At 74.3% G+C, this 24,760-nt stretch carries 14 protein-coding genes; 11 read left to right on the top strand and 3 right to left on the bottom strand.

Annotation, left to right across the window (positions count from 1 at the left end; genetic code table 11):
• Window positions 1–143 precede the first annotated feature (143 nt).
• The gene (locus OG776_RS41035) at window positions 144–485 is read right to left on the bottom strand and encodes a hypothetical protein (RefSeq protein ID WP_148014927.1); all 342 of its coding nucleotides are present in this window, start codon (window positions 483–485) and stop codon (window positions 144–146) included.
• A gap of 1,099 nt (window positions 486–1,584) precedes the next feature.
• Between OG776_RS41035 and OG776_RS41045 the strand changes: the two genes are divergently transcribed.
• A complete protein-coding gene (locus OG776_RS41045) occupies window positions 1,585–1,800 on the top strand; it encodes a DUF6221 family protein (protein WP_261995118.1) in 216 nt (71 codons plus the stop codon).
• Window positions 1,801–2,783: 983 nt separating this feature from the next.
• Here the strand turns inward: OG776_RS41045 and OG776_RS41050 are convergent.
• Window positions 2,784–3,752 carry a ScbA/BarX family gamma-butyrolactone biosynthesis protein gene (locus OG776_RS41050; protein WP_329326623.1) on the bottom strand — a complete coding sequence of 323 codons (969 nt, stop codon included), beginning with the start codon at window positions 3,750–3,752 and terminating at the stop codon, window positions 2,784–2,786.
• A 2,073-nt stretch (window positions 3,753–5,825) separates the two neighbouring features.
• Between OG776_RS41050 and OG776_RS41055 the strand changes: the two genes are divergently transcribed.
• From OG776_RS41055 to OG776_RS41090, 8 genes are all read left to right on the top strand, one after another.
• The gene (locus OG776_RS41055; RefSeq protein WP_329323600.1) at window positions 5,826–7,271 is read left to right on the top strand and encodes a cytochrome P450 family protein; all 1,446 of its coding nucleotides are present in this window, start codon (window positions 5,826–5,828) and stop codon (window positions 7,269–7,271) included.
• A 1,288-nt stretch (window positions 7,272–8,559) separates the two neighbouring features.
• On the top strand, window positions 8,560–9,246 hold the full coding sequence (locus OG776_RS41060; RefSeq protein WP_329323822.1) for a ScbR family autoregulator-binding transcription factor: 687 nt from the start codon (window positions 8,560–8,562) through the stop codon (window positions 9,244–9,246).
• A 706-nt stretch (window positions 9,247–9,952) separates the two neighbouring features.
• A complete protein-coding gene (locus OG776_RS41065; protein WP_329318200.1) occupies window positions 9,953–10,708 on the top strand; it encodes a helix-turn-helix domain-containing protein in 756 nt (251 codons plus the stop codon).
• Window positions 10,709–11,958: 1,250 nt separating this feature from the next.
• The gene (locus OG776_RS41070) at window positions 11,959–12,831 is read left to right on the top strand and encodes an AfsR/SARP family transcriptional regulator (RefSeq protein WP_329318198.1); all 873 of its coding nucleotides are present in this window, start codon (window positions 11,959–11,961) and stop codon (window positions 12,829–12,831) included.
• Between the two features lie 825 nt (window positions 12,832–13,656).
• Window positions 13,657–14,634, top strand: coding sequence for an SRPBCC family protein (locus tag OG776_RS41075; RefSeq protein WP_329318197.1), 978 nt, complete (start codon window positions 13,657–13,659; stop codon window positions 14,632–14,634).
• A 22-nt stretch (window positions 14,635–14,656) separates the two neighbouring features.
• A complete protein-coding gene (locus OG776_RS41080) occupies window positions 14,657–16,246 on the top strand; it encodes a hypothetical protein (RefSeq protein WP_329318195.1) in 1,590 nt (529 codons plus the stop codon).
• Window positions 16,243–17,385 carry a 4'-phosphopantetheinyl transferase family protein gene (locus OG776_RS41085; protein ID WP_329326301.1) on the top strand — a complete coding sequence of 381 codons (1,143 nt, stop codon included), beginning with the start codon at window positions 16,243–16,245 and terminating at the stop codon, window positions 17,383–17,385. The genes OG776_RS41080 and OG776_RS41085 overlap by 4 nt, the downstream gene beginning before the upstream one ends.
• A 414-nt stretch (window positions 17,386–17,799) precedes the next feature.
• On the top strand, window positions 17,800–20,190 hold the full coding sequence (locus OG776_RS41090) for a condensation domain-containing protein (protein ID WP_329318191.1): 2,391 nt from the start codon (window positions 17,800–17,802) through the stop codon (window positions 20,188–20,190).
• A gap of 963 nt (window positions 20,191–21,153) precedes the next feature.
• On the opposite strand, the gene OG776_RS41095 is transcribed toward OG776_RS41090, so the two are convergent.
• Window positions 21,154–21,975: an AfsR/SARP family transcriptional regulator gene (locus OG776_RS41095; RefSeq protein WP_148009709.1), complete on the bottom strand. Its 822-nt coding sequence runs from the start codon at window positions 21,973–21,975 to the stop codon at window positions 21,154–21,156.
• A gap of 724 nt (window positions 21,976–22,699) precedes the next feature.
• On the opposite strand from OG776_RS41095, the gene OG776_RS41100 reads away from it, so the two are divergent.
• Window positions 22,700–22,897, top strand: coding sequence for an acyl-CoA carboxylase subunit epsilon (locus tag OG776_RS41100; protein WP_148010623.1), 198 nt, complete (start codon window positions 22,700–22,702; stop codon window positions 22,895–22,897).
• A 34-nt stretch (window positions 22,898–22,931) separates the two neighbouring features.
• The gene (locus tag OG776_RS41105) at window positions 22,932–24,524 is read left to right on the top strand and encodes an acyl-CoA carboxylase subunit beta (RefSeq protein ID WP_329323620.1); all 1,593 of its coding nucleotides are present in this window, start codon (window positions 22,932–22,934) and stop codon (window positions 24,522–24,524) included.
• The last annotated feature ends 236 nt before the right edge of the window (window positions 24,525–24,760 follow it).

The raw sequence follows: 24,760 nt of genomic DNA on the forward strand, positions 1-24,760 counted from the left end.
TGGTGGTCTCCGGCGCGGCGTCGGTGAGGAGGTGCATGAGCGCGGAGCGGTTCCGGTCTGGATTGTCCGGTGCCGGGGGGCGTCCTGGGCTTTTTGTCGGGGCGCGGTGGTCCTCGAGGTGGGGTGGATCTGAGTTTTGTGTATTACTCCTCGAAGTGCAGTGCCAGTGCGCGGAGGATGTCAGCGGTCGATACGTCTGCGACGCCGTCGTCGTGTGCCTCGGCGAGGGTGACGAATGCCAGGGTGAATGCGGCTGCCATCTGTTCGATGGCCGGTGACCATTCGCGTTTGACGGCCACAGTCACGTCGCGGGCGGTCGCGTCGGGAGCGAACGCCAGCTTCGGCATCAGGTCTGTCAGGAGCGACGGGATCATCGTGGATGCCGGTTCGTTGTCCCGGTCTGGGCTTTCGCGGGCCAGTCGCCGCTTCTCGAGGGCTTCGGTGAGTACGGCAACGACTCCCTGTAGTACCTCGCGCTGTTCCATGCGCGGCAGCCTACGGTTCCTGTGCGTAGCCATGATGCAGGTTCGCAGGGGCTGTTCGTGTGGAGAGGTGGTGACTTCGGCCATCCTGTCAGGGCCACGGGTGCAGCCGTGGCTGGCGGAGGTGGCCGCCAGGCATTTCCTGCTGGACCGTCGACGAGGGAGAACTGTTCACCGTCCTGTTGTTGGAGTTGTGGTTGTACGCGGGCACGGGCATCACGCTGCAAAGATCGCTCGTTGACCTCAGCATGGCAGTGATCTTTCGGTTCCCCTGGCCGCACTCGAAGCGTTCCAGGGCGTGGAGTCGAGCCAGCTTCCGCGCGGCTCTTCCGACGTCGGGCAGCACGCCGCCTTGCGCGTAGGTGTCACGATGATGCTGTGGACGGCCGCTGAGGCCGGTGGTGTGGCCGGCCGGGATCGGTGGCGTGGCTGGGCCGCCAGGCTGCGGATGCGGGGTGTCGCGTCCGCCAGGGGCGTGACCTGGGTGACGTGGTGTCGGTTTCCGCTGGTCAAAGATACAGGTGGAGGCGTTCTGTGCCGGTCGGTGATCACGTGGTGCTTGCTGCCGGGCCGGGCGCGGTCGACCGGTTAAGGTCCTGTGTGAGCCCCCGTTTGAGGGTCCGGTCGTGCGAGCCGTCGGCCGCGGCGTCCTCCAGGTCCGGGAGCCCGGCCTTATGGAGTTCCGCGAGGAGGCTTTTGTGCAAGCAGGGCCAGACTCCGGCCCCGGTCCCGGCCGGACGCCCCGAACCGTGCCATGACCCGAGAGGCCCTCGCCACCGCCCCGCGCCAGGAACCCGCCGCGCGTGGTCGAACATCGTTGCGGGCGGCCTCGCATGGAATTCAGGCGTTTGGGCCTGGCACATGATCCAGGATGACCCCATGACCCCATGACCCCATGACCCCATGACCCCATGACCCCATGACCCCATGACCCCATGACCCCATGACCCCATGACCCCATGACCCCATGACCCCATGACCCCATGACCCCATGAGCCATGACCTTGTGACGTTCTTTCACGCACGGCTGGATGAGGAGGCCGACCTGGCCTGACGCTGCGACGGTGACGGTCGCGGAGAGTGGACTGCTCACGGGTACACGGTGAACTTCTGCCAAGCGGAACTCTCCGGCGTCCGTCCGACGATCGCCCTGTACATCGCGCTGCACGACCCCGCTCGCGTTCGGCGGGAGGTCGAGGCCAAGCGACGTGTGCTCGCCCGTCATGTACTCAGTTCTGCCGCGGGCGACTCCGAACTACCGTGGGACAACCGCGATGACTGCCGGTACGACGGCGTTACCTTACTCCGCTCACCCTGAATTCTTTGGAGTGTGTGCCTGTGGGTTTTTGACTGTCGGTGCGGTGGTCAGTGGCGTGACCGGGCGTCTCTTTCGTGGTGTCGTTGGGGCACCGTTTTTCGGCAGCAGATGGACGTCTGGGAGGACTGTGGGAGTGTCGTCGCGGGTTCCGTGCTCTTGGCTTCGGTGTGGGCGTTTGTGAACATGTTTGTCTGCTCGGTGTGGATCGGGGGCAGGCCCAGGTATCTCCGTATTTGGCCGTCCAACACTGCTTTTTGTGCGGGGTGTCGGTTGCTTGTAGCACCTTCCGTGGTGGATGGTCTGTGGCCTTGGTTTTCTTCGCGTGAGCGGAGATGTCCGGCGATGTGCCGGAGCAGTTCTTGACGCTGCTGGACCTTCTTCCGGGGCTTTCCTTTTTCCTGGGGCGGTGGGCCGGGTGCTGCTCTGCTGGTGGGGCTGGCAGTGGTGCCGAGTTGTTGTCCACCGCGCGTTCGGCACCGTCGTTTCATCGGATGTCGTCCGGGTGGCGGACGGGTCATCGTGGGAGTCGTGGCCCTGGTGGATGCCGGGCGTGAGCATTGCCGGGGGCGGTTCGCCTGAGGTGGCCGGATTTCTGTTTCTCGGGGTGGGACGTATTTCACTGGCCACAGTGACTTCAGGTGTGGACTGCGGACGGGATCTCGGTTGAGGGACCGGGAGGATGAGGAATTCATGGCGTTCGCCGCTGCGCGTTCCGGACCGGTGTTTTGTCCGATGCCCGGTGAGAGTTGGTCCAGTCCGGGACTGTGTGTTCTTCGCCTGGCCGGCTTGATTCCTGTCTTTGGGGTCATGATGTGCGGGCCTGGTGGCCCGGCTGGGGCCTGCCTCGACGTTGGTGTGCTTTGGAGCTCGGAGAGTGTCGAGCTCATGGGTTGTGTCGGTTGGGGTGTGTGAGGGGCTTCGTTCGCCGATCGCTGGGCGGGTGGTGGGGTTGGGTTGGTGGGTGGTGGTGGGTGGTGGGTGGGTTAGGTGTGGGGGGTGGTGGTGAGGTGGGCGGTGAAGGTGGTGGTGTTGTTTTGGGTGGCGGTGACGTGGGTGGTGTGGGTGGTGGGGGTGTGGGTGGTGGTGATGTAGGTGGGGGTGTGGTGTTCGGTGTAGCGGTGGAAGGTGGCGTGGAGGGTGGTGAGGTGGGTGGGGGTGGGGTGGGTGTGGGTGTGGGTGGCTTGGCGGGCGGCTTCGAGGAGGACCATGCCGGGGATGTGGTCGGTGGTGTGGTCGAAGAGGATGGGGTGGTGGGGGTTGGGGGTGAGTTGCCAGGTGTGGGGGGTGGGGGTGGGGGTGAGGACGAGGTCGAGGGGGAGGTGGCGTCCGTAGGGGGTGGGGTCGGTGGTGGTGGGGGTGGTGGGTGGTGTGGGGGTGGGTTGGTGGGTGTGGGGTTGGCGGAGGCGGTGGTAGGTGGTGGGGGTGAGGCAGGTGAATTGGCCGCCGCCGGTGGCGGTGGTGTGGCCGTTTCGGGTGATGTTGATGTGCATGGTGAAGTCGGCGAGGCGTTTGCCTTTGTAGCGGAGGGTGGTGCAGGTGGTGGTGAGGGTGAGGTCGGTGGGGGTGGGGCCGATGGTGAGGTGTTGGGGGTGGGTGGTGAGGTGGATGTTCCACATGAGGAAGTGGTGGTCGAGGGGGACGCCGAGTTCGGCGTGGGCGAGGTAGAGGCCGGTCTGGCGGATGGTTTCTGCGGCTTGGAGGGGGTCGTGGTGGGTGGCGTGGGGGGTGGTGTAGAAGGTGTGGGTCCGGGGCCATTGGGCGGTGAGGGTGTAGTGGTTGTCGCCGGTTTTCTCGCTGCCGGTGAGGAAGACCTCGGCGAGGCTTTTGCGGTGGACGTATTCGCGGGGGACGGTGGTGGTGAGGCGGGGCATGGGGGTGGGGGGTGCGGGGGGTGGGGGTGTGGGGGTGTGGGGGGTGGGGTGGTTGTCCGGGTGGACGGTGAGCAGGGTCATGGGGGTCTCCGTTGCGCCGTTGGGTGGGCTGGGATCGACCGTGCAGGGTCATAAGATACGAACCTACCGGTTTTCTTTTCAAGGGTGGGCGGGGAATTTCGCGGGCGGTGGTCGGGTGTGGGGGCCGGGTGGTGCGGGGGTGCGGGGGGTGGGGGGTGCCGGGCCGGCGGTAGGGGGCGGGGGTGGGGCGGGGGTGGGGATCTTCGGGGTAAACGGGGGGTTGTATTCCGTTCTGGTGGTGTCTTCCGTGGGTGCGGGGTGCTGTGCGAGGCTCGGGGGCGGTGGCTCGGCGGGGGTGGGGCTCTCGCGGTGGGCGGGTGTCGGGGGCTATGGTGAAACCGGCTGAGCGGTTTGGTTCGGGTGCTGTTTTGGGTGGGTGCCGGTCTCTGCCGTGAGCGGGCCGGGACCGGGCGCCGGGCGCCGGGCGCGGGCGCGGGTGCGGGCCTGGGCGGGGGCCTGGGCGGGGGCCTGGGTGGGGGTCCGGGTGGGGCTGGTCCGGGCGGCGGGGGGTGTGGTGGTGGGGTGCGGGCCGTGTGCCGGGGCGGGTTTGGTGCAGGTGCGGTGCGGTGCGGTGTGGTGGCGGGTGCGGGTGTCCGGGGCGGCGGGTGCGGGTGGTGCCGGGTCGGGGTGCGGGGGGTGTGGGGCGGGGGTGCGGGCCTGGCGGGGTTGGGGGTCTCGTGCGGGGGGTGTGGGGCGGGGGTGCGGGCCTGGCGGGGTTGGGGGTCTCGTGCGGGGGTGCCGGGGTGGGGGGCTGGTCGCGGGGGAGGTGTGGGGGTGGGTGGTGCGGATTCGGGGGTGGCCGCGGCGGGGCGCGGGGCCGGCGGGCTGGGGCGTGCGGGTGGCCGTGGAGGCTGTCGGCGCAGGAGCGCAGGAGCGCAGGAGCGCAGGAGTCCAGGGGCGCAGGGGCGCAGGGGCGCAGGAGTCGATGAGTTGAGGGGCTCGGGTGCAGGGGCCGGTCCGTGGAGTCTTGGGGCTTGGGGGTGCTGGGGCTTGGGTGCTTGTGGGCTTGGACGCTTGTGGGCTGTGGGCTGTGGGTTGGGGGTTGGCGTGGTTGCTGCGTTCTGGTTCGTGGGTGGTGCGGGGTGTGGGGGTGTGGTGGCCCCGGCTGCTGTGTGAGGTGATGACGGTGGTGTGATGCGGGGCCTGGAGCGTTTCCGGCTGGGTGGTCCTGGGCCTCGTGCAGGGGGTGCGGTTCCCGGGGGCCGGTTCCCGGGGGTCGGAGGTCGGGGGTCGGGGGTCGTGGTTTCTGGGTGGTGCGGGTCTCGGGTCCGGGTGGTTCCCGGTGGTGAGGTTGTCGGGGTGTTGGGGCGAGTGTCGGGTGTCGGGTGGTTCCCGGACGTGGGCGGTTTGCCGGTGGGGCGGTGTCCGAGAGGGCGGGCGTCCGGGGGTTTGTGGGGGGTTGGTTCCTGAGGGTGGGGTGTCGGGGGGCTGCGGGGGGTGGGGTGTGCCGGGGGGTGGGGGGAGCTCGGTGGTGGGCGGGGGTGGGTCATGGGCCGGCGTTTTGTCATGGTTTGTTGTTGGTGTTTGTTCGTATTGCTGTGTTGGTTCGTGTCGTTGTGTTTTTCCGGTGTTTTCGGTGTCTGCGGGGAGGGTCTGATGGTGCGTCGGATGGATGGGCGTGAGCAGGGTCGCGGTGAGCTGGACGCAGCGGCCGGGCCGGGTGGGAGCGGGGCGGTCGTGGGCGGGGTGGCGGGGCCGGCCGGGAGCCGGGCGTGTGCGGGGGGCGGAGTGCCCGTGGTCGCGGGCGCGGCAGATGTGGGGGGTGTGGCCGGTGTGGCGGGCGTGGCGGGGGCCGGGAATGCGGAGGGGCCGGCCGGGGGCGGGATGCCGGTTGTGGGGGGAGCGGCCGGGGGCGGGATGCCGGTTGTGGGGGGAGCGGCCGGGGGCGGGATGCCGGTTGTGGGGGGAGCGGCCGGGGGTGGGGTGGCTGTGCCGGGTGTGGTGGAGGGTGCGGCGGTGGTGGTGGGGCTGGCTGGGCCGGGTGGTGGTGGGGGGTCTGCGGTTGTGCGGGCTGGGGTTGGTGGTGGGGGGTCTGCGGGCGGGTCGGCGGGTGGGGGTGGGGGGTGTCCGTTTGTGTTGGATGTGTTGGGGCGGGATGTGCAGGGGGAGGCGGCGTTGTTGCGGGGGCGGGGTGCGGTGTCGCGGGTGGTGTTGCCGGGTGGGGTGGGGGCGTGGGTGGTGACGGATGCGGGGGTGATGCGGGGTTTGCTGGCGGATGGGCGGGTGTCGAAGGATGCGTATCGGCATTGGCCGGCGTGGCGGCGGGGTGAGGTGTCGGGGAGCTGGCCGTTGGCGGTGTGGGTGTCGGTGCAGAATCTGGTGACGTCGTACGGGGCGGAGCACCGGCGGTTGCGGGGGTTGATGGCGTCGGCGTTCACGGCGCGGCGGGTGGCGTTGCTGGCGCCGCGGGTGGAGGAGATCGCGGCGGGTCTGCTGGAGGAGGTCGAGGCGGCGGCGGGGCGTGGCGGGGGTGGGGTGGTGGATGTGCGGGAGCTGTTCGCGTTGCCGTTGCCGGGGCGGGTGATGCTGGAGCTGTTCGGGATTCCGGAGGAGTTCCGGGGGCCGTTGCGGGAGATCATCGACGGGTTCTTCGACACGGGGGTGTCGTCGGAGCGGGCGCAGGCGAATTACCGGGCGTTGTACTCGACGATGGGGGAGCTGGTCGCGTTCAAGCGGCGGTGTCCGGGTGAGGATCTGACGAGTGCGCTGATCGCCGCCGGCGGCACGGACCGTACGGACCGTACGGACGGCGCGGGCGGCGCGGGCGGGGCGGGTGGTGCGGGCGGCACGGGCGGGGCGGGTGGTGCGGGCCCTGCGGGTGGTGCGGGTGGTGTGGGCTTTTCCGGGGCTCAGGGGGTTGTGGGTGCCTCGGGTGTTGCGGGTTCCCCAAGTGGTGTGGGCGGGGCGGGTGTTGCGGGTGTGTCGGGTGCTGAGGGTGGTTCGGGGGGTGGGGGGTTGAGTGAGAAGGAGATTGTCGACAATTTGATCATGTTGTTGAGTGCGGGGTGTGAGCCGACGGTGAATCTGCTGGGGAATGCGGTGGCGTTGTTGCTGGGGGACCGGGGGCAGTTGGAGCTGGTGCGGTCGGGCCGGGTGTCGTGGGGGGATGTGGTGGAGGAGGCGGTGCGGGTGGAGGCGCCGGGGGCGAATGCGATTTTGCGGTATGCGGTGGAGGATGTGCGGGTGGGGGAGACGGTGATTCCCGCGGGGGATGCGCTGGTGATGTCGTTCGCGGCGGCGGGGCGGGATCCGGGGGTGCACGGGGCGGATGCGGATGTGTTCGATGTGACGCGTGGGACGCGGCGTGAGCATCTGTCGTTCGGGTACGGGGTGCATTACTGCCTGGGGGCGCCGTTGGCGCGGCTGGAGGCGGAGATCGCGTTGCGGGCGTTGTTCGGGCGGTTCCCGCGGATGCGGGCGGCGTTCGGGCCGGGGGAGTTGCCGCGGACGGAGTCGTTCATCTCGAACGGGCCGCGGGTGCTGCCGGTGATACCGGGGCCGGCGGCCGCGGTGGTGTGAGCGGCCCGCCCCGACCTGCCCCGCCCCCGCCCCGGCCCGCCCCCGCCCCGGCCCGCCCCCGCCCCGGCCCGCCCCCGTCCCGTCCCGCCCCCGTCCCGTCCCGGCCCGGCCCGTCCGGGCCGCCGGGTGGGTGGGTCGGGTCCGGGCGGCGCGGCGGGTCGCGCGGCGGGCTGAGGCGGGGCCTGCGGGTGGGGGGTGTGCGGGGGCTGGGGCGGTGGCCGGTGTCGTGGTGGGCGGCGCCGGCCTGTCGGCGTGTGGTGGGGCCGGTGTGTCCGCTCCGGCTGGGTGACCGGCAGCGCGGAGTGCCGGGGGCAGGGGTGCCGGGGTGCCGGGGTGGGCCGGTGGTGGCCGGTCGCGGAGGAGTGGGCGGTCGTACGGGGCTTTGTGGTGCGGGCCGTTGGGGAGAGCCGGGGTGGGGCTGGCCGCGGCAAGGGCGTGGTCCTGGCCGTCCCCGTGCACCGGACCGTCGTGCACCGGACCGTCGTGCACCGGACCGTCGTGCACTGCACCGTCGTGTACCGGACCGTCGTGCACTGCACCGTCGTGCACCGGACGGCCGGGTGCCGGACTGGGAGGCGTGCCGCGCGGGCCGGGACGCAGAAGCCTGCCGGCCCCGGTACCGCCGGCTGTGGCCCGGCGGCGGTACCGGGCGGCCGGATGCTTCGGCGCCCCCTTCCACCGCCCCCTGCGTGAATCCGGCATGGAGCCGCCTTCCCGGCGTGCTCGTGAGGCCTCTGCCCGGCCCCGCGGTGCGCCCGCGGAACGACCCTGGACAGGCCGGCCGGTGAGGCGGTGGCCGGGGTGGGGGTGGCATGGGCCGGTCGTGGGTGGGTTCGTCGTGGGGGTGGCGAGGGTGGCGGGGTGGTTGGCGGGGCGGGCGGCGGGTGTGTGGGTGCTGCGGCGGGCCGGGCTGCCGGGGGGTGTGGCGTGCCGCCGTGTCCGGGGGTGGGTGCTGGTGTGGGGTGGTGGGTGGCTGGAGGGGGTGGGTGTGCTGGGGGGTGTGCGGGTGTGGTGGTTCGGGGCCGGGGGCGGGGACCGGTTGAATCCGGACTTCCGGTTGGGTGGGTGTGCGGGGTGGTGGGCGGGGGGCGGAGGGGTTGTCCGTCCCGGTGAGGGGGTGGTCGGGGCGGGGTGGTGCGGGGGTGTGCGGGGGCGGGGTTTTGAGCCGGGGCGGGATGGTGGCGGGGGCGCCGCCCTTGTGAAAATACGGACTACCTGGTTTGGTTTGGAGTGGTTGCAAGGAAAACATCTTGCGATGGAGTGAGGAACGATCACTGGAGGGTTCGTGGTGCGGCAGGAGCGTGCGATTCGCACCCGGCGGGCGATTTTGAATGCGGCGGCGTCGGTTTTCGACGAGCGCGGGTATGAGGCCGCCACGATCGGTGAGGTGCTGACCCGGGCGGGTGTGACCAAGGGGGCCCTGTACTTCCATTTCCCCTCGAAGCAGGCGCTGGCGGAGGGGGTGCTGGCCGAGCAGTTCTCGGGGTTCGTGCTGGCGCCCCGGGCGAGCAAGCTGCAGGAGCTGGTGGACATGGGGCTGGCGCTGGCGTACCGGATGCGCCGTAACCCGGTGGTCAGCGCGTCGGCGAGACTTTCGCTGGGCCAGGAGATGGGTGCGATCTTCGGCACCTGGACGATCACGACCTGGCTGGATGCGACGGAGAAGGTGCTGCGCGAGGCGCGGGAGCAGGGTGAGCTGCTGCCGCATGTGGATCCGGCGGAGAGTGCGTGGCTGTTCTCGGCGGCGTGGACGGGTGTGCAGGTCTACTCCCACACGCTGGCGGGCCGGGAGGATCTGGAGCGGCGGGTCTCCTCGCTGTTCGAGCATCTGCTGCCGAGCATCGCGGTGCCGGCGGTGCTCGGAAAGCTGGTCATCGACCCGGCCCGGGCCGCCGAGGTCGCCGCCGAGGGCGAACGGCTGGCCGCCGAGGCGGGAGAGCTGGGCGACCTCGACGAGGTCGCCGCTCCCGCCTGACACCACCCCGCACCCGCCTGGACCCGGGCGGCCCCGCACCGGCAGGGCGGCCCCCGGACCCGGGCGGAACCCCCTGGACCTGGGCGGGACCGTGGACCCGGGCGCGGATCTGTCCGGGCGGTGCTGTCCGGGCCGGCCCGGCGTGCGGGCTTCGCCCGTCCGTGGACGGGGCGTTGTGCGGATCCGCCGGCGTCGCGGGCGTTGTGGGTGTGCAGGCCGGCGGGTCCGCGCGGTGGCGGGCGGCTCCGGGCGGGCGCGAGCGGGTGTCGGGTGCCGCTGTGGAGTGTGTCGGCAGGCCGTGGTCCGGACCGGGACCGGAGCCCCGGCCAGGTCAGGGGCAGGGTCCGGACCAGGTCGGGGCGGGGTGCGGCTTCGGGCGGCCTGAGCGGACTGCCGGCCTGACGGTTCTGTCCGTGCCGGTGGTCTCCTCGGGGTCTTTTCTGGTGGCCGGTGCGGGCGGCTTGTCGCGGGGCGTCGGGTCGCGGGCGGTTTCCGGGTCGGCCGGGCGGTGGCCTGAGGGTGGGGCGTGGCCGGGGGTCCTCGGGTGGTGGTGCTGGTGGCGGGTGGTCTGTGCGGTGCGGCCGGGTGCTGGAGGGACACCCGGACAGTGAAACATACCGCGCATGCGGTTTGATAGGGTGTGGCCTCGGAGTGCCCGGGGGTGTCCGTCGTGGCGGCGGCCGGTGCGGGCCCGGGAGGAGGCGGGATGGTCAAGCAGGTTCGGGCGGCACGTACGCGTCAGGCCCTGGTCCGGGCGGCGGCCGAGGTGTTCGCCGATGACGGGTACGCCCTCGCCTCGCTGCCGGCGATCAGCCGGCGGGCCGGGGTGAGTACCGGGGCGCTGCATTTCCATTTCCCGAGCAAGGATCTGCTGGCCCGTGAGGTGGAGGCGGCGGCCACGGTCTCGCTGCAGAGGCTGGCCGCGCGGCAGGACGTGCCGGCGGCGCGGCAGGACGTGTCGGCGGCGCGGCAGGACGTGTCGGCGGCGCGTGCGCCGGGTGCTCCCGGCGGATCCGCCCGGCCCGGCCCGGCCGCACCTCCCGCCGGGCCTCCGTCGGGGGGTGCGGCGCTGCGGTTGCTGGTGGACGTCAGCCGGGATCTGGTGCTGGCACTGTCGGCGGATCCGGTCCTGCGGGCCGGGTTCGGACTGGGCGGTGATCCCTCGCGCAAGGGCGGTGAGGGGCCGGGCCGGTGGTGGAACGAGTGGGTGCACGCCCTGCTGCGCGAGGCCCACGGTGCGGGCGAACTGGCCGAGGGGGTCTCCCCGGAGGCGGCCGCGGTGGCCGTGGTCGCCGCGACCCTGGGACTGGCCGGCCTCGCCTCCCGCCACCGTCTCCACTTCTCCCCGCACCTGGTCGAACAGTTCTGGGCCCTGCTGCTGCCCGGCCTCGCCGCGCGTCCGCCCCGGCGCCCGGCCCGGCCGGGCATATCCGCCGCCGAGAGCGGCCCCGCCCCCCGCTGACCAGGCCGCCCCCGACGCCGGGCTGCCGCCCCCAGGGCCGCCCCGGCGTCCCGCCTTTGCCGGCGCCGCGCCCGGCACCCGCGTCCCGCCGCCGACGGAGGCGGACCGGTCCCGGCGCCGCGCCTTCGCCGGCACCGGTGCCGGGCCGGTCCCGCCGACCTGGAGACCGCGGGACCGGCCCGGCGTCCCGGGGCTGGGCCGTGTCCGCTCGGGTGGCGGGCCGGTCTCCCGGTGGCGGCCCCGGCCCCTCCGGCGGTGGGGCCGGGAGGGGGTGTCCTTCACCTGGCGGGTCTTCCTCTCGGCGGCGGACCCGCCCCGCCCGCCCTGCCCTGTCCGGCCCTGTGGTGAGCCGGCGTGTCTGTCCTGACGGCGGGGCGGGGCCCCTGGCGGCGGACCGGGTGCGTCCTTCGGTGGGTGCGCCCCTTTCCCCGGAGGAGGGGCGGGAAGTCCCCTTCGCCGGCCGGGGCGGGTCTTGCGGGAGCGGACCGGGCCTGCTGCTGGGCGGGGTCTCGGTGCTGCTCCCGGCGGGGGAGTGCACCCGCACCCGGGTAAACAGACCGCATGGTTCGGCAATGGAGAGGTCAAGTCGGATGGGGAATGGTCCCGGAGGACCGGTGTTCGGCCTGGCCGGGGCGTTGTGCGGCAAAAGTCGGGTTCCCTGGAGGGGATCTCGAGTGCCGACGGAGAGAAAACACGACGACCGGTTTGAGATTGACATACCGTCCATGCTGTTTTTTACTCGGGTGTGCCGGGGAAGTGCGACGGCGGCCGGACCGCCTCCCGGACAGCAAGTCCCGGCCGGACAGGGCCGGCTGACGGGCCGGCAGCACGGCCGGCCGGCACACCTGGAGACGGGCGGGCCGGCTGCCGTGCGGCCGGTCGGCGGCCGGTCTGCGGGCCGGCGGTATCCCGGGGCCCGAGGGCCTGGGGGTCCGAGGGCCTGGGGGTCCGAGGGCCTGGGGGTCCGAGGGCCCGGGGGTCCGGGGGTCCGGGGGTCCGGGGTCTGGAGCCGGCGGGTGCGCGGGCCTGGCGGCCGGTGTGGAGACGCGACGCCGGCCCGGCGGGTTCGTGCCCGGTGGCCCGGTGGCCCGGTGGCTTGGCGGGTTCGGGGCCTGGCGGGTTCGGGCGGGCCGGCTGGTGTGATGGGCCGGCCTGCGGGCCGGGTGGTGCGGCAGGGCGACGGGGACGCGGTGGCTGGTGCGTGGTTCCCGGGGTCTGGCAGATGGCAGCGGACGGACAGGGGAGACGGCGTGGACACCGACATACTCGGCACACTTGCTGTGCGGGAGAAGGGCATCTCGATCACCCCGACCGCTCCCAAGCCGCGTCAGGTGCTGGCCCTGCTGGTCCTGCACGCCGACCAGATGGTGCCGGTGGGGATGCTGAGCGAGGAACTGTGGGGCGCGCGGCCGCCGCGCAGTGCGCGGCCCACCCTGCAGACGTACATCCTGCAGCTGCGTGAGCTGATCACCGCGGCGCTGGAGAAGGATCCCGGCGGGCACCGTACGGCCAAGGACGTGCTGCTGACCGTGCCCGGGGGGTATCTCCTCAAGAGCGGTGAGGGCAGCAGCGACGTGCGGGAGTTCGAACGGCTGGCGGGGCTGGGCTACCGGGCGATGGACACGGCGGACTTCCCCGAGGCGGCCCGGCACCTGCGGGCCGCGCTCGCACTGTGGAGCGGGCCGCCGCTGGCCGACGTGCAGGCAGGCCCGCACCTGGCCACCCAGGTCAAACGGCTGGAGGAGAGCCGGCTGTGCGCGCTGGACCAGCGCATCGAGGCCGATCTGCGCCTGGGCCGCCACCGTGAACTGCTCGCCGAACTGACCGTGCTGGTCAGCCGGTATCCCACCCACGAGAGTCTGTGCGGGCAGTACATGCTGGCCCTGTACCGCTCGGGGCGCCGGGGCGAGGCCCTGGACGCCTACCAGCGGCTGCGCGCGACCCTGGTCCGCGGTCTGGGCCTGGAGCCGTCGGCGGCACTGGGCAAGCTGCAGCGTTCCATCCTGATGGCCCGGCCCGACGGCTCACCCGCCGCGGCAGCGGCCACCACCGCACCCGCTGCGGGGCCGGGGACAAGTCCCGGTGCGGCCGGCAGCGGGCGGCTCGCCGCCCCCGTCGGCTGACCACCCCGCCCCCACGCCCCGCGAGGCCCAGCAGGCGCCCAACAGATTCAACAGGCCCCGCCTCCCACGGCCTTCCGGTCTTCGGCCCGTTCCCCGGCGCCCGTTCCGGACCCGCCGCTTCCTCCCCGCGCGGGCCCCGGGCTCGGGGGTACGGACCGGACCGCCCGGACGGCCCGGACCGCCCACGCGTCACCTCGCGTCGGCGGTCCGGGCCGTCCGGCACCCGGGATCCGACCTCCGCGGGCACGACCTTCAGGCCCCGACCTCAGGGCTTCGGCCTCCGGCCCTCCGGGGCTCGGCCTTCGGGGGTACGGAGGGCGGGGCCCGGTCCCAGCAGGACCTGGCCGGGGCACCACGCCGGAGGACCCGACACGGCGTCAGGGGTCAGGGGTCAGGCGGGAGGCGTGAGGGGGTGTGCGGCGCGGGGCGAGGTGAAGGCCGTCTTCCCGGGGTCGGTCACACCGGGCCGTGCCGGGTGTGCTGGGTGAAATCCAGTCCCGGGCAAGCGGGTTGGCCCCGCCGCCCCTGCTCCCGCCGCACCTCGTGCATGCCGTGCGCCTGGTACCTGCCGTGCACGCCGTACCGGTTGCCGGTACAGGCCCGCGTACCCCCGTACGGGCCGACGGGCCGCGTACCCCCGTACGGACCGGCCGGGAGCCGGGAGCCGGGAGCCGGGAGCCGGGAGCCGGGCGGTAGGCGGTGGCATCAGGCCGGTGGTGGGCGGGGTGGGGCGGGGGAGTTGGGTGTGGGGGAGTCGGGGCGGGCGCGAGGCGGGCTCGAGTGGGGCGGGGCAGGGTGGGGGTGTCCGCGGGAGGAGGCGCAGGGATGTCGTCGCGCGTGCACGCCGGTGAGGACGCCGTGGAGGTGGCCGCTCCGGCCGGTGTGGTCTACGGGCTGCTGGCCGATGCCGTGCGCTGGCCGGTGTTCCTGCCGTCCCTCGTGCATGTCGAGCGGCTGGACTTCGACGGGACGCGGGAACGGCTGCTGGTGTGGGAGGCGGCCGCGCAGCCTGGCGCGCCGGGCGGTCACGTCCGTTCCCGGCACACCCGGCGGGTGCTGCGGCCGCACGAGCGCAGTGTCGTCTTCGAGGAGGAGGACCAGGCCCGCCCTGGCCTGGTCACCTCGGGGGTGTGGACGGTGCGCCCGGCGGGAGAGGACCGGTGCGTGCTGGGCCTGTGCGAGGAACGGGTGCTGCCCCTGCTGCCGGCCGCCGGTGACAGCCGCGTGCGGGACGAGGACACCGGCGGCGTACGGCGCCGGCTCGGGGAGGTCCGTGCGGCGGCCGAGCGGTGGGAGGAACTCGACGGACTGCTGCTGTCCTTCGAGGACCGGATCCGTGTCGAGGGCCCCGCCGAGCTGGTCTACGACTTCCTCTACCGGGTCGAGGACTGGGAGGAACGGCTGCCGCACGTCGAGGGGGCCCGGGTGCGTGAGGACTCGCCCGGTGTCCAGGTGGTGCTGGTGGACACCTGCGCCCCGGAGGGCGGCGCGGGCCTCACCACCGGGGCGGTACGGCTGTGTTTCCCGCACGCCGGGCGGATCGTCTACAAGGAGACGCTGCTGCCCCCGCTGCTCGCCGCGCACAGCGGCGAGTGGTCCCTGCTGCCGGACGCCGTGGGGGTGACGGTCGTCGCCGCCCACCGGGTGATGCTCCGGCCGGACGCCGTCGCCCGTGAACTCGGCGCCGGCACCAGCCTGCTGGAGGCCCGCCGGCAGGTGCACGGCCGGCTGTCCCGGGCCGACCGGCAGGCCCTGGGCCTGGCCAAGTGGCACGCGGAGAGCACCGTGCGCCGTCTGCGATGAACAGATGAACAGGAGGCCGTCGATGGCCGTCACCCGTCCCGCCCCCCGCCCCGTTCCCGCCGTGCTCCCGCCCGCCCCGCCCCCCGACCACAGCAGCGGCGGCGGTAATCGCCGCGCCGACAGCCGCACCAGCGGCGGCAGGGGCAGAGACAGCCGCGGGGGCGGTGGTGCGGCGGTGCCCGGGGCCGGCGGGGCTCTGGCGCACCGTTATGCCGCGCTGCCCCCGCCCCTGGAGGTGGCACTCGCCGCGCTGCGTCTGGAGGCCCTGCTCGGTGACCCCCGGGATGCCGCCAACCCCTACGGCCTGGCCGCCCTGACCACCCGCACCGCCCCCACCGCCCGTATCACCGGCCGCGGGCCGGACAGTGGCAGGGCGGACGGCGGCGGTGGGGAGGAGCGGGCCGGGCTGCTGGCCGCGGCGGGCCTCGGCCGGATACCGGCGGCCGACCAGCTGGCGCGTGCCCTGCGGCCGGTCCTGCGCCGGGACGTGGCGCTGGGACACGCCTGCGCCACGGCCGCCGGACCCTGCCCGGTGCCCGCCGCGCTGCGGGGCCCGGTCGCGCTGCTGGCCGTCACCGGCAGCCTCCTGCGCCAGGCCGCGCGGATCGTCGACGGCCGCTGCCGCAGCGAGCCGGCCCTGCGGCAGTGGCGGCCCGTGCTCGCCGCCGCCTTCGCCGACCTGCTGGCCTGCGAGAGCCTGACCAGCGTGGCACTGCGCCGCCCGGCGGCGCGCCCGGTGCCCGGCGGCCTGCTGCCCGCGGTCGCCGGCTACGTGGTGCCCACGGTGGCGGCCGACGTACTGGCCCGGCTCGAACTGGTCCTGACCGAATGCGGCCACGGACCGGCCGGCCCCGAGGGCCGCATGCTGGCGAAACTCGCCCGCGACCTGCCCGCGGCCGGGGTGGACGCGGCGGGTGCCACAGCCTGGCAGACCCACCTGGTACGGGCTCTGCCCACGCTGGCCCAAAGCCCCCGCACTCCGTACCTCCGGCACCCTGCCGCCCCGCCCGCCCTGCCCGCCCTGTTCCGGCTCGCCGACCCCCACCCCGCACCCGCACCCGGCACCGATCAGCAGGACCCGCAGCACCGGAACGGGCAGAACGAGCAGACCCCGGACGGGCCCGACGGATACGACGGGCAGGGCCCAGACGGGCGGGACGGGCCTGACGAGGAGGGGGACGGGGTGGTGCTGGCCGGGCTGGTGCGGGGGGCCGCCCGGCCGGTGGACGGTGCGGGGGACACGGTGCGGGCGGCGCTGGCCGCGGTGGCCCGGCGGCTGCTGAGCGAACACCGCGCGCTGCGCCGTGTGTGCCGCACGGCGGGCCGGGACGGTTCCGAGGGCGCGGCCGCACGGGCGCTGGCGGACCGTCAGGCACTGTTGTGGCTGGCGGCCGCCGTGCTCGGGGTCCAGGAGGCCGCGGACGACGGGCGCGGACTGTTCCTGGGCGGCCCGCACTGGACGCTGCTGGCCCTGTCGGGCATCACCGAACGGCTCGGGGTGCCGCTGCCCGGACCGGCCGCCGACCCGCGCGAGCAGGTCTGGGCGGAACTCGCCGACCGGGTCCGGCACGGCGTGGACTGCGACATCTACGCCACCCGGCTGCTGTGGTGAGCGCACCCGGCGGGCCGGGTCCCGCTCCGGGCCGGCCCGGGCCGCCGCGCCTGCCGGAACTGCCGCGCCTGCCGGCCGGGTTCGGCCCGCCGGACGAGGACGGCCCGGGCCTGCCGGGTCCGCGGGGCCGCCGGATGGAGGTGCCGGACGGGGCGGGTGCGGTGGCGGGGAGCGGTGGGGTGCTGCTCGGGCCGCCGTTGCACGTGGCCGGTCCGGAGGGGCCCTGGGAGGAGGTCCACGACCAGCTCACCGACCGCGGCCAGGTCCTGGTGCACACCACCTGGGGACAGTGGCTGGCGGCCGCGCTGCTGGACCCGGGACTGCGGGGGCTGCTCGGCCGTGACTGGCCGCGCTACCGGCAGACGGCCGCGCCGGCGGGCCGGCTGCGGTTCGCGGCCTCGCGGATGGTCCTCAAGCACACCGCGGCCGCCGCCCTGCAACTGCCCGCGGACGCCCTGGACCTGGCCTACCGGCCCGGCGGCCGTCCCCATCTGCGCGGTCTGGCCGGCACCGAGGTGAGCCTGGCCCACACCGACGAGCTGATCGTGGTCGCGGTCAGCCGCAGCGGGCCGATCGGGGTGGACGCCGAGCCCCTCACCCGCCGCCCGTCCTTCGACCTGCTGCACCCTTACGTGTGCACACCCGCCGAGGCCGCCGAACTCGCCGCGCTACCCGAGGACGAGCGCACGGTGCGGCTGCTGCACCTGTGGACCCTCAAGGAGGCCTACACCAAGGCCCTCGGGCACGGCATGCGGCGCCGTTTCGCCGCGTTCGGTTTCAGCCGGGACGCGCAGGGCCGTACCGTCCTGGCCGGCGAACCGGCCACCCCCGAACCCGTAGATGACCCCGGACCCGCCCGCCCCGGACCCGCCCGCCCCGGACCCGATGGTCCCGGACCCGAGGGCGCCGCATCTGAGGGTGCCGCATCTGAGGGCGCCGGGCCGGCGGGCACGGCGCGGTGGATTCTCGCCACCCATCTCGTCCATGACCGTTATCTGGTCAGTGCCGCGCACCGGCCGTCGCACCCGGTCGAGACCGCTTCGCGGCCCGCTCCACACCCGCTCGAGGGAACACGCCTCCCACCTGCGGCGACGCTAGGCTGGCGGCTGCCGGGCAGCTCCGGCGCACAGCCGACATGACGAGAGGCGGGCGTCGTGAACCACCGTGCAGCCACCGCAGCCGTTCCACCGCGCACCGCCCCGCCCGCCCCCGCGCGGGCCTGTGCCGGCGGCAGGCCGGGCGGCAGCTTTCGCCGCCGCCCGGCCGGATCCGGGCCGGGCACCACGATCCCGCGTCGCCGGGCACCCCTCTCGGCCCCTCCGGCCCGCTGACCCCCCTCAGCCCGCCCGGCACTGCCTCTTCTCCGCCCGGACGGGCCCGTCTGCCCTGCCGGCCCGAACAGGCCTGCCGGGTCTGCCGGGTCTGCCGGGTGTGAGGCGCCCGGCTCCGGGAGCGGGCCGGATGACGGTGCGGGTGCTGGTGGGGGGCGCAAGGAGCGGGGAGCGTTTCGGCCGGTGTGCCGCGGACACGGTCCGCGGGTTGCGGGAGGGCGGATGAACAGCCGGTACGCGCCGCGGGACGCCGTCCTCGCCGTGGTCCACGAGCCGGGTACGCCGTCGCCGGGCAGCCCGCTGGTGCTGGAGCTGTGCGGCCCGCTGGGCCCGGCGGACGCCGAGACCGTCGCCGCCCGCCTCGCGCAGCGCCACCGTGCCTTCGACGTCGCGCTGGACAGTCACCTGCCCGGCCGTCACCTCCTGCGCCTGACCCCGCCCGCCGCCGCGCCGGGCCCCGTCCCGCTGCCCGCGGAACTGCTCGCCGACGTACTGTCCCCGCCCCCGCCGGGCGGCGAGGTCCTCCCGGTCACCGGACACCAGCAGAGCCTGCTGCGCGCGGCCCTCGCCCCCGCCGACAGCCCCCACCACACCCACGACACCCACGACACCCACGACACGTACGGCGCCCACGACACCCACGACACCCACGACACGTACGGCGCCCACGACACCCACGACACGTACGACACGTACGGCGCCCATGACACGTACGACATCCGCCACGCGCACGGCACGCACGGCACGCAGGGCCTGCGGGACATGTCCTCCGCGCACGGTGTCGACGGCGTGGGCGGCACCGCCGGTACGGACCTCGGCGGCCCGGACGCCGCCGGCGGCGCGGGCGCAGACGGGGGTGTGGGCGGGGGCGGTCAGCTGGAGCAGTTGTACTGGGACTGGTCCGGGCCGCTGGAGGTGGCCCGGTTCGCCGCGGCCTGGCAGTCGGTCGTCGACCGGGAGTCGGTGCTGCGGGCCTGTTTCGACTGGGTCGCCTCGCCCCGTCTGGTGCTGCACGCGCGCGCCGACGCCGACATCGCCGTCCACTCCCGCAGTGAGGTCGGCTGGGCGCAGATGCTGCGGCGCGACCGGGCGCGGGGCTTCGCGCTGCACCGGCCGGGCCTGCTGCGTCTGACCCTGCTGCGGGGGGCTGTTTCGGCCGGTGTGCCGGCGCCGCCCCCGCGGGTGCTGCTGACGTACCATCCGGCGCTGCTGGACGAGCGGGGCGTGCACCTGCTGCTGCGGGAGTTCTACCGCGCCTACGCCGCGGGCGGTGTGCTGCCCGGCGGGGAACGCCGCCCCGACCTGCGTGATCACGCCCGCTGGCTGGCGGGCCAGAACACCGACGCCGCACGGCAGTTCTGGGCGCGGGCCGCGCCGCCGCGGCACGCCGCGACCCGGCCGGGCCGGGCGGGCGGCGCCACCGGGCAGCACGGGCCCGGGCTGCTGGACACCCGGCTGCGGGCGGCCCAGACCTTCCGGCTGCGGTCCTGGGCGGCGCTGCGCGGTGCCGCGGAGAGCAGCGCCCTGCACCTGGTGTGGGCGCTGCTGCTGTACCGGGCGGCGGACGCCCGCGGGCCGCTGCCGGTGAGTTTCGGGGTGCAGCTGTCGGGCCGGGACATCGCCCTGCCGGGCGCGGCGGGCATCCCCGGGCCGCTGGACGGCCCGCTGCCGATGACCGTGACCGTCGACCCCGGTGAACCCCTCACCGGCCTGCTCCACCAGGTCCGTGACACGCTGCTGGACCTGGCGGTCTATCCGTGGGCGGCCGGCGAGTCGATCCGCGCGTGGAGCGGCCGGCCCCCGGCCCCGCCCCCGTCGGCGGGCACTGCTCCCACCGGCCCGTCCGCCGGCGTGGTGCCCGGCCCGTTCGTCGATCCGTGCACCGACACCCTGGTGCGGTTCCAGGGCCCGCTGCCGCTGCCGCAGGCGCTGCGCGGGGAACTCGCCGCCCAGGGCATCGGCGTCCCGAGCCCGCGGACCGCGGCCGGTGCCACCGGCCGGCCGCTGACCCTCACCGCCCGCCATGACGCCCGGGGCGGTCTGTCCCTCAGCGCCGTCCACGACCGGGCCCGCCTGGCCGACGAGGACGCGGCCGCCCTGCACGCCCAGTGCCTGCGCCTGCTGCGCGCGCTGCCCGGACACCGGGCCGCCGACGCCACCGCCGGGCAGCTGCTGGACGTGCTGGAGCGGGCCGCGGTCCCGCGGATGGCCCGCCCCGCCTCGCCCCCGCCGCGTCCCGCGCTGAGCGTGCTGCGTCCCGGACACCCCCACGCGGACGTGATCTGTCTGGTCGTCGTCCCCGGTGTGCCCCAGGGCAGTTACGACCTGTTCGTGCGCGGCCACCGGGGTCCGGAGCGGATCGTGGCCGTCCACGTCGACGGTGCCCCCGGCGCGCCGCAGGCCGTCGCGCACCAGGCCCGGGGGCCGGGCCGGCGGCTGGTGCTGTGCGGGTGCGGGCCCGGCGGGCGGGCGGCCTACGAGCTCGCCCAGCGCCTGCCGTACGGCACCGGTCCCGCTCCGGCCGTGGTCATGACCGGCATCGGTGACGCCGCCGCCGGCGCCTCCGCCCTCGCCCGCGGCGTCCGCTCCGTCCTGACCCCGCCGCCGCCCTGAACCCCGCCCCGCCCGCACCCACGGTGTGCCCGGCACCGCCACGGGTCCGCCGCCCGCAGCCGCGGTCCGGCCGGGCACACCGACAGGCCCCCGGCCGCCCGTGCGACGAACGCGGCGGCGGCCCGGCACCTGCCCGGCACCGGCCCGGAGCCGCCCCCGGGCAGGAGACGAACGGGCCTGCCCGGGAACCGACTTGGTCCATGGCACGGCGGAGCACGAAGCACGCAGGGGAGCACGGGGGAGAGGCGGGATGAACGGGGCGGCCCCGGCGCCGACTTCGACCACGGCGCGCCAGACGGCGCGCCAGACGGAGAGAGGGGAGGGGGAGGGGGAGGGGTGGCCGGCGGACCCGTTCCGGCTCGGAGGTGAGCCAGCGCAGATCGGAGGTGAGCCAGCGCAGAGGGAGGGAGGGGTGCGGCGGGGTGAACAGCGTGCGCCCCGGCTTCGGCCCGGCCCTGGCCGGGGAGGCCGCGGGTGAACACGGGGGCCCCGGAACGGACGTGAGCCACGCCCGGCAGGGCGGGGACGCAGAGGCGACGGACACACCGGGGACGAACACGCCGGGCTGCGGCCGCCGGCCGGCAGGGCGGGAGACGAGCCGGACCGGGGCGGGCCGGGAGGCGGTGCGGGACAGCGGACAGCCCTCCCGCGCCCCGCTGTTCAGCTCCGGGGCCGGGCGGACTGCGCAGGGCCGGCCCCGCGTCGTCCCGGCCCGGGTGCGGGCCGGTCCTCCGGGGCCTGTGCGACCTGGCGCCCCCGGCGCTGACGCGGCGCGCGATCCGCACAGCGAGCCGCCCCGGCACACCCCCGGCCCCGGGGCCGGGGGTGTGCCGGGGCGGGGAGACGCCGCTTGTTACGGCACCCGGGCCGGGACCCATTTCCTGACGGCCTGTCACCTGCCGTGGTTTCGCGGGCCGGTGGTGGCCGGGCGGCCTGTCCGCCGTGCCCGGTGGGGGAACGTGCTCAGGCGGTGAACAGGTCGTAGGTGGAGCTGTGGCGCGGTCCGGCCAGTACGTCCAGCTGGGGGTCGACGGTGAGGACGGCCTGGTGCAGCCGCTGCAGCTGGGGGGAGGGTTCCACGCCCAGGTCCTCGATCAGCCGGACCCGCAGTCGGCGGTAGACCTCCAGGGCGGAGGCCTGCCGGCCCGAGCGGTAGAGCGCCACCATGGCCTGTGAGTGCAGTCCCTCGTGCTGCGGGTGACGGGCGGTCAGTTCGATGAGTTCGGCGATGAGTTCGGCGTGCCGGCCCAGTCGCAGGTCGGCGTCGATACGCCGTTCCACGGTGACCAGCCGGCTCTCCTCCAGCCGTACCACCTCGATCTCCAGGACCGGGCCCAGCCGTACGTCGACCAGGGCGGGCCCCTGCCACAGGCCCAGGGCCTCGCGGAAGCGGGCGGCGGAGACCTCGTCGTCGCCGTGCTCGAACGCGGTCTGTCCCTCCCGCGTCAGCCGGTCGTACTGGTGGACGTCGACGCTGTCGGGCGGGATCTGCAGCAGATAACCGCCGTGCCGGGTGGCCAGTACCTCCTTGGCGCCGCCCGGCGCGCCGGGACCCATCGCGGTGCCCAGCCGCCGGCGCAGTTGCAGGATGTAGGTCTGCAGGGTCGTCAGTGCGCTCTGCGGGGGCTGCGTCGCCCAGATCTCCTCCATGAGGGTCGGGACGGGCATCACCCGTCCGGGATACAACGCCAGCAGCGACAGGATCTGTCGCGGCTTGCCCGCGCTCGGAACGATGGATCCCCCGTTGACCTCGGCACTCAACGGACCCAGAACCTGAATCCTCACCGGTCTCCTCCGTATGTCGTCGAGCTCCTTGTCCCGTTCCTTTTGTGGCCAGAAATCCGCGCCGCCGCTCACGCTAGCCGCGGCCGTCCCTCCCCAGCGATTTCCTGGAGCCGTTCTCGAGCGGACTTCCAAGTCCGCTGCCACGCACGCTGCCGGGGGCGCTGGAGGACGCTTGCAGCACGGCTCGAATCGAACTCCTGATTCCGCCGTCACCGCACTCCAGACGGTTACCGTCGTCCATTTCCGCGCGCCCGCGCGGCTGCCGGCGACAGCCGTAATCACCGTCGCGGGCGCCGTCAAGACACCCCGTGCCCGCCCCGCCGCGCCCCCGCCGCGTGCCGGCCCGCGCACCCCGCCGCCCGCTCTGCCGGCCCACCCCGCCGGCCCCCGCGGCCCCGCCCGCCCGCACGGCGACTGGCCGAAGCGTTTCCCCCCGCCCACCTCACCCCGGTCACCCCGCCCCGCACCCCCACCCCACCCGGACCCGGCCCGGAGCACGCCCTGTGCCGCGTCCGCGGCCGGCGGTCTCCCGCCCCGGTACCGGGGCGGGAGACCGTCCCGTCTCGCCCAGGGGGCCGCTCCCGTACCGGATCCGGTGCCGCGTGCCTGGCCGCCGTGGTGTCACCGTCCGTGGCGTGGAGTGCTCTTCGAGCGCAGTGAGAGCGGTTCTTGAGCGGGGTGACCGATGGTGTCCCCGAAGGTGCAGAAGGAGGAGGGAGGAGGTATGGGCACGCCGGACCAGTACGAGCCCGTCCTGCGCGTGGAACGCGGGCGGGCCGGCGAAGAGGAACTGGCCGCACTCACCGTGGTGCTGCTCGCGCTCGGCGCGGGCGGCGCACCCGCCCGCCGGGGCAGGCCGGTCAACGGCTCCCGCTGGTGGAGGAGGCCCCGGGCCCACCGCGGCCCGCGCGGCTGGCAGTGACGGACCTCGCCCCAGAAAGGGATCTGACATGGCAATGACCACTGCCCCCGCCCCCGCCTCCGCCGAGCCGGGGCCGACCGACATCCGCGGACGCGTGGCGGAACTGCACGCGATCCGTGAGGCGGCCCGGCTGGGCCCCAGCGAGAGGGCGACCGCCGCCCAGCACGCCAAGGGCAAACTGACCGCCCGTGAACGCATCGCCCTGCTGCTGGACGAGAACAGCTTCCAGGAGGTCGAGCAGTTGCGGCGGCACCGGGCGACCGGGTTCGGCCTGGAGGCCAAGAAGCCGTACACGGACGGTGTGATCACCGGCTGGGGCACGGTGGAGGGCCGCACGGTCTTCGTCTACGCGCACGACTTCCGTATCTTCGGCGGGGCGCTGGGCGAGGCGCACGCCACGAAGATCCACAAGATCATGGACATGGCCATCGCGGCGGGTGCGCCGCTGGTCTCCCTCAACGACGGTGCGGGTGCCCGGATCCAGGAGGGTGTCTCGGCGCTGGCCGGCTACGGCGGCATCTTCCAGCGCAACACGAAGGCCTCGGGTGTCATCCCGCAGATCTCGGTGATGCTCGGCCCGTGCGCGGGCGGCGCGGCGTACTCGCCGGCGCTGACCGACTTCGTGTTCATGGTCCGTGAGACCTCGCAGATGTTCATCACCGGCCCGGACGTGGTCAAGGCCGTCACCGGTGAGGAGATCAGCCAGAACGGGCTGGGCGGCGCCGACGTGCACGCCGAGACCAGCGGTGTCTGTCACTTCGCGTACGACGACGAGGAGACCTGCCTCGCCGAGGTCCGCTACCTCCTGTCGATGCTGCCGCAGAACAACCGCGAGAACCCCCCGCACACCACCCCCCACGACCCGGCCGGCCGGCGCGGCGAGATCCTCCTGGACCTGGTGCCCGCGGACGGCAACCGGCCCTACGACATGACCAAGGTCATCGAGGAACTCGTCGACGACGGCGACTACCTGGAGGTCCACGAACGCTGGGCCCGCAACATCATCTGCGCGCTGGCCCGCCTCGACGGCCAGGTCGTCGGCATCGTCGCCAACCAGCCGCAGACCCTCGCCGGCGTCCTGGACATCGAAGCCTCCGAAAAAGCCGCCCGGTTCGTGCAGATGTGCGACGCCTTCAACATCCCCATCCTCACCCTCCTGGACGTGCCCGGCTTCCTGCCCGGCGTCGACCAGGAGCACGGTGGGATCATCCGGCACGGCGCGAAGCTCCTGTACGCGTACTGCAACGCGACGGTGCCGAGGATCTCGCTGATCCTGCGCAAGGCCTACGGCGGCGCCTACATCGTCATGGACTCCCAGTCCATCGGCGCCGACCTCACCTACGCCTGGCCCACCAACGAGATCGCCGTGATGGGCGCCGAGGGCGCCGCCAACGTCATCTTCCGCCGCCAGATCGCCGACGCCGCCGACCCCGAGGCCATGCGCGCCCGCATGGTCAAGGAGTACAGGGCCGAACTCATGCACCCCTACTACGCGGCCGAACGCGGCCTGGTCGACGACGTCATCGACCCCGCCGAGACCCGCGAGGTCCTCATCCGCTCGCTGGCCATGCTGCACGCCAAACACGCCGACCTGCCCTCCCGCAAACACGGCAACCCCCCGCAGTGACCACCCCGCCCCGCCCCCGTACCGCCACCCCCGCTCCGTTTCCCGCCGGCCCTCCGCACCAGGAGCAGACCTGACGGTCTGCTTTGCGGAGCGCCGGCCGGTGCCGCCCCCGCCGCCCCCTGGCACCGGAGAACAGGACGCAACGCAGCGGAAAAGGAACGGAGTTGCCCGGAAGCCCTGGCAGCGGCCCCGCCCCGGTGGTACGCGGACCGCAGGAAGACGCCCGTCCCTCACCC

It is taken from the genome of Streptomyces sp. NBC_01689, from assembly GCF_036250675.1.
Classification (GTDB): domain Bacteria; phylum Actinomycetota; class Actinomycetes; order Streptomycetales; family Streptomycetaceae; genus Streptomyces.

Bases quoted from the DNA above. Each gene is read 5' to 3' on its own strand.
- OG776_RS41100 (WP_148010623.1), top strand. From the start codon at position 22,700: ATGGGCACGCCGGACCAGTACGAGCCCGTCCTGCGCGTGGAACGCGGG.
- OG776_RS41050 (WP_329326623.1), bottom strand. From the start codon at position 3,752: ATGACCCTGCTCACCGTCCACCCGGACAACCACCCCACCCCCCACACC.
- OG776_RS41035 (WP_148014927.1), bottom strand. From the start codon at position 485: ATGGAACAGCGCGAGGTACTACAGGGAGTCGTTGCCGTACTCACCGAA.
- OG776_RS41075 (WP_329318197.1), top strand. From the start codon at position 13,657: ATGTCGTCGCGCGTGCACGCCGGTGAGGACGCCGTGGAGGTGGCCGCT.
- OG776_RS41105 (WP_329323620.1), top strand. From the start codon at position 22,932: ATGACCACTGCCCCCGCCCCCGCCTCCGCCGAGCCGGGGCCGACCGAC.
- OG776_RS41090 (WP_329318191.1), top strand. From the start codon at position 17,800: ATGAACAGCCGGTACGCGCCGCGGGACGCCGTCCTCGCCGTGGTCCAC.
- OG776_RS41080 (WP_329318195.1), top strand. From the start codon at position 14,657: ATGGCCGTCACCCGTCCCGCCCCCCGCCCCGTTCCCGCCGTGCTCCCG.
- OG776_RS41065 (WP_329318200.1), top strand. From the start codon at position 9,953: ATGGTCAAGCAGGTTCGGGCGGCACGTACGCGTCAGGCCCTGGTCCGG.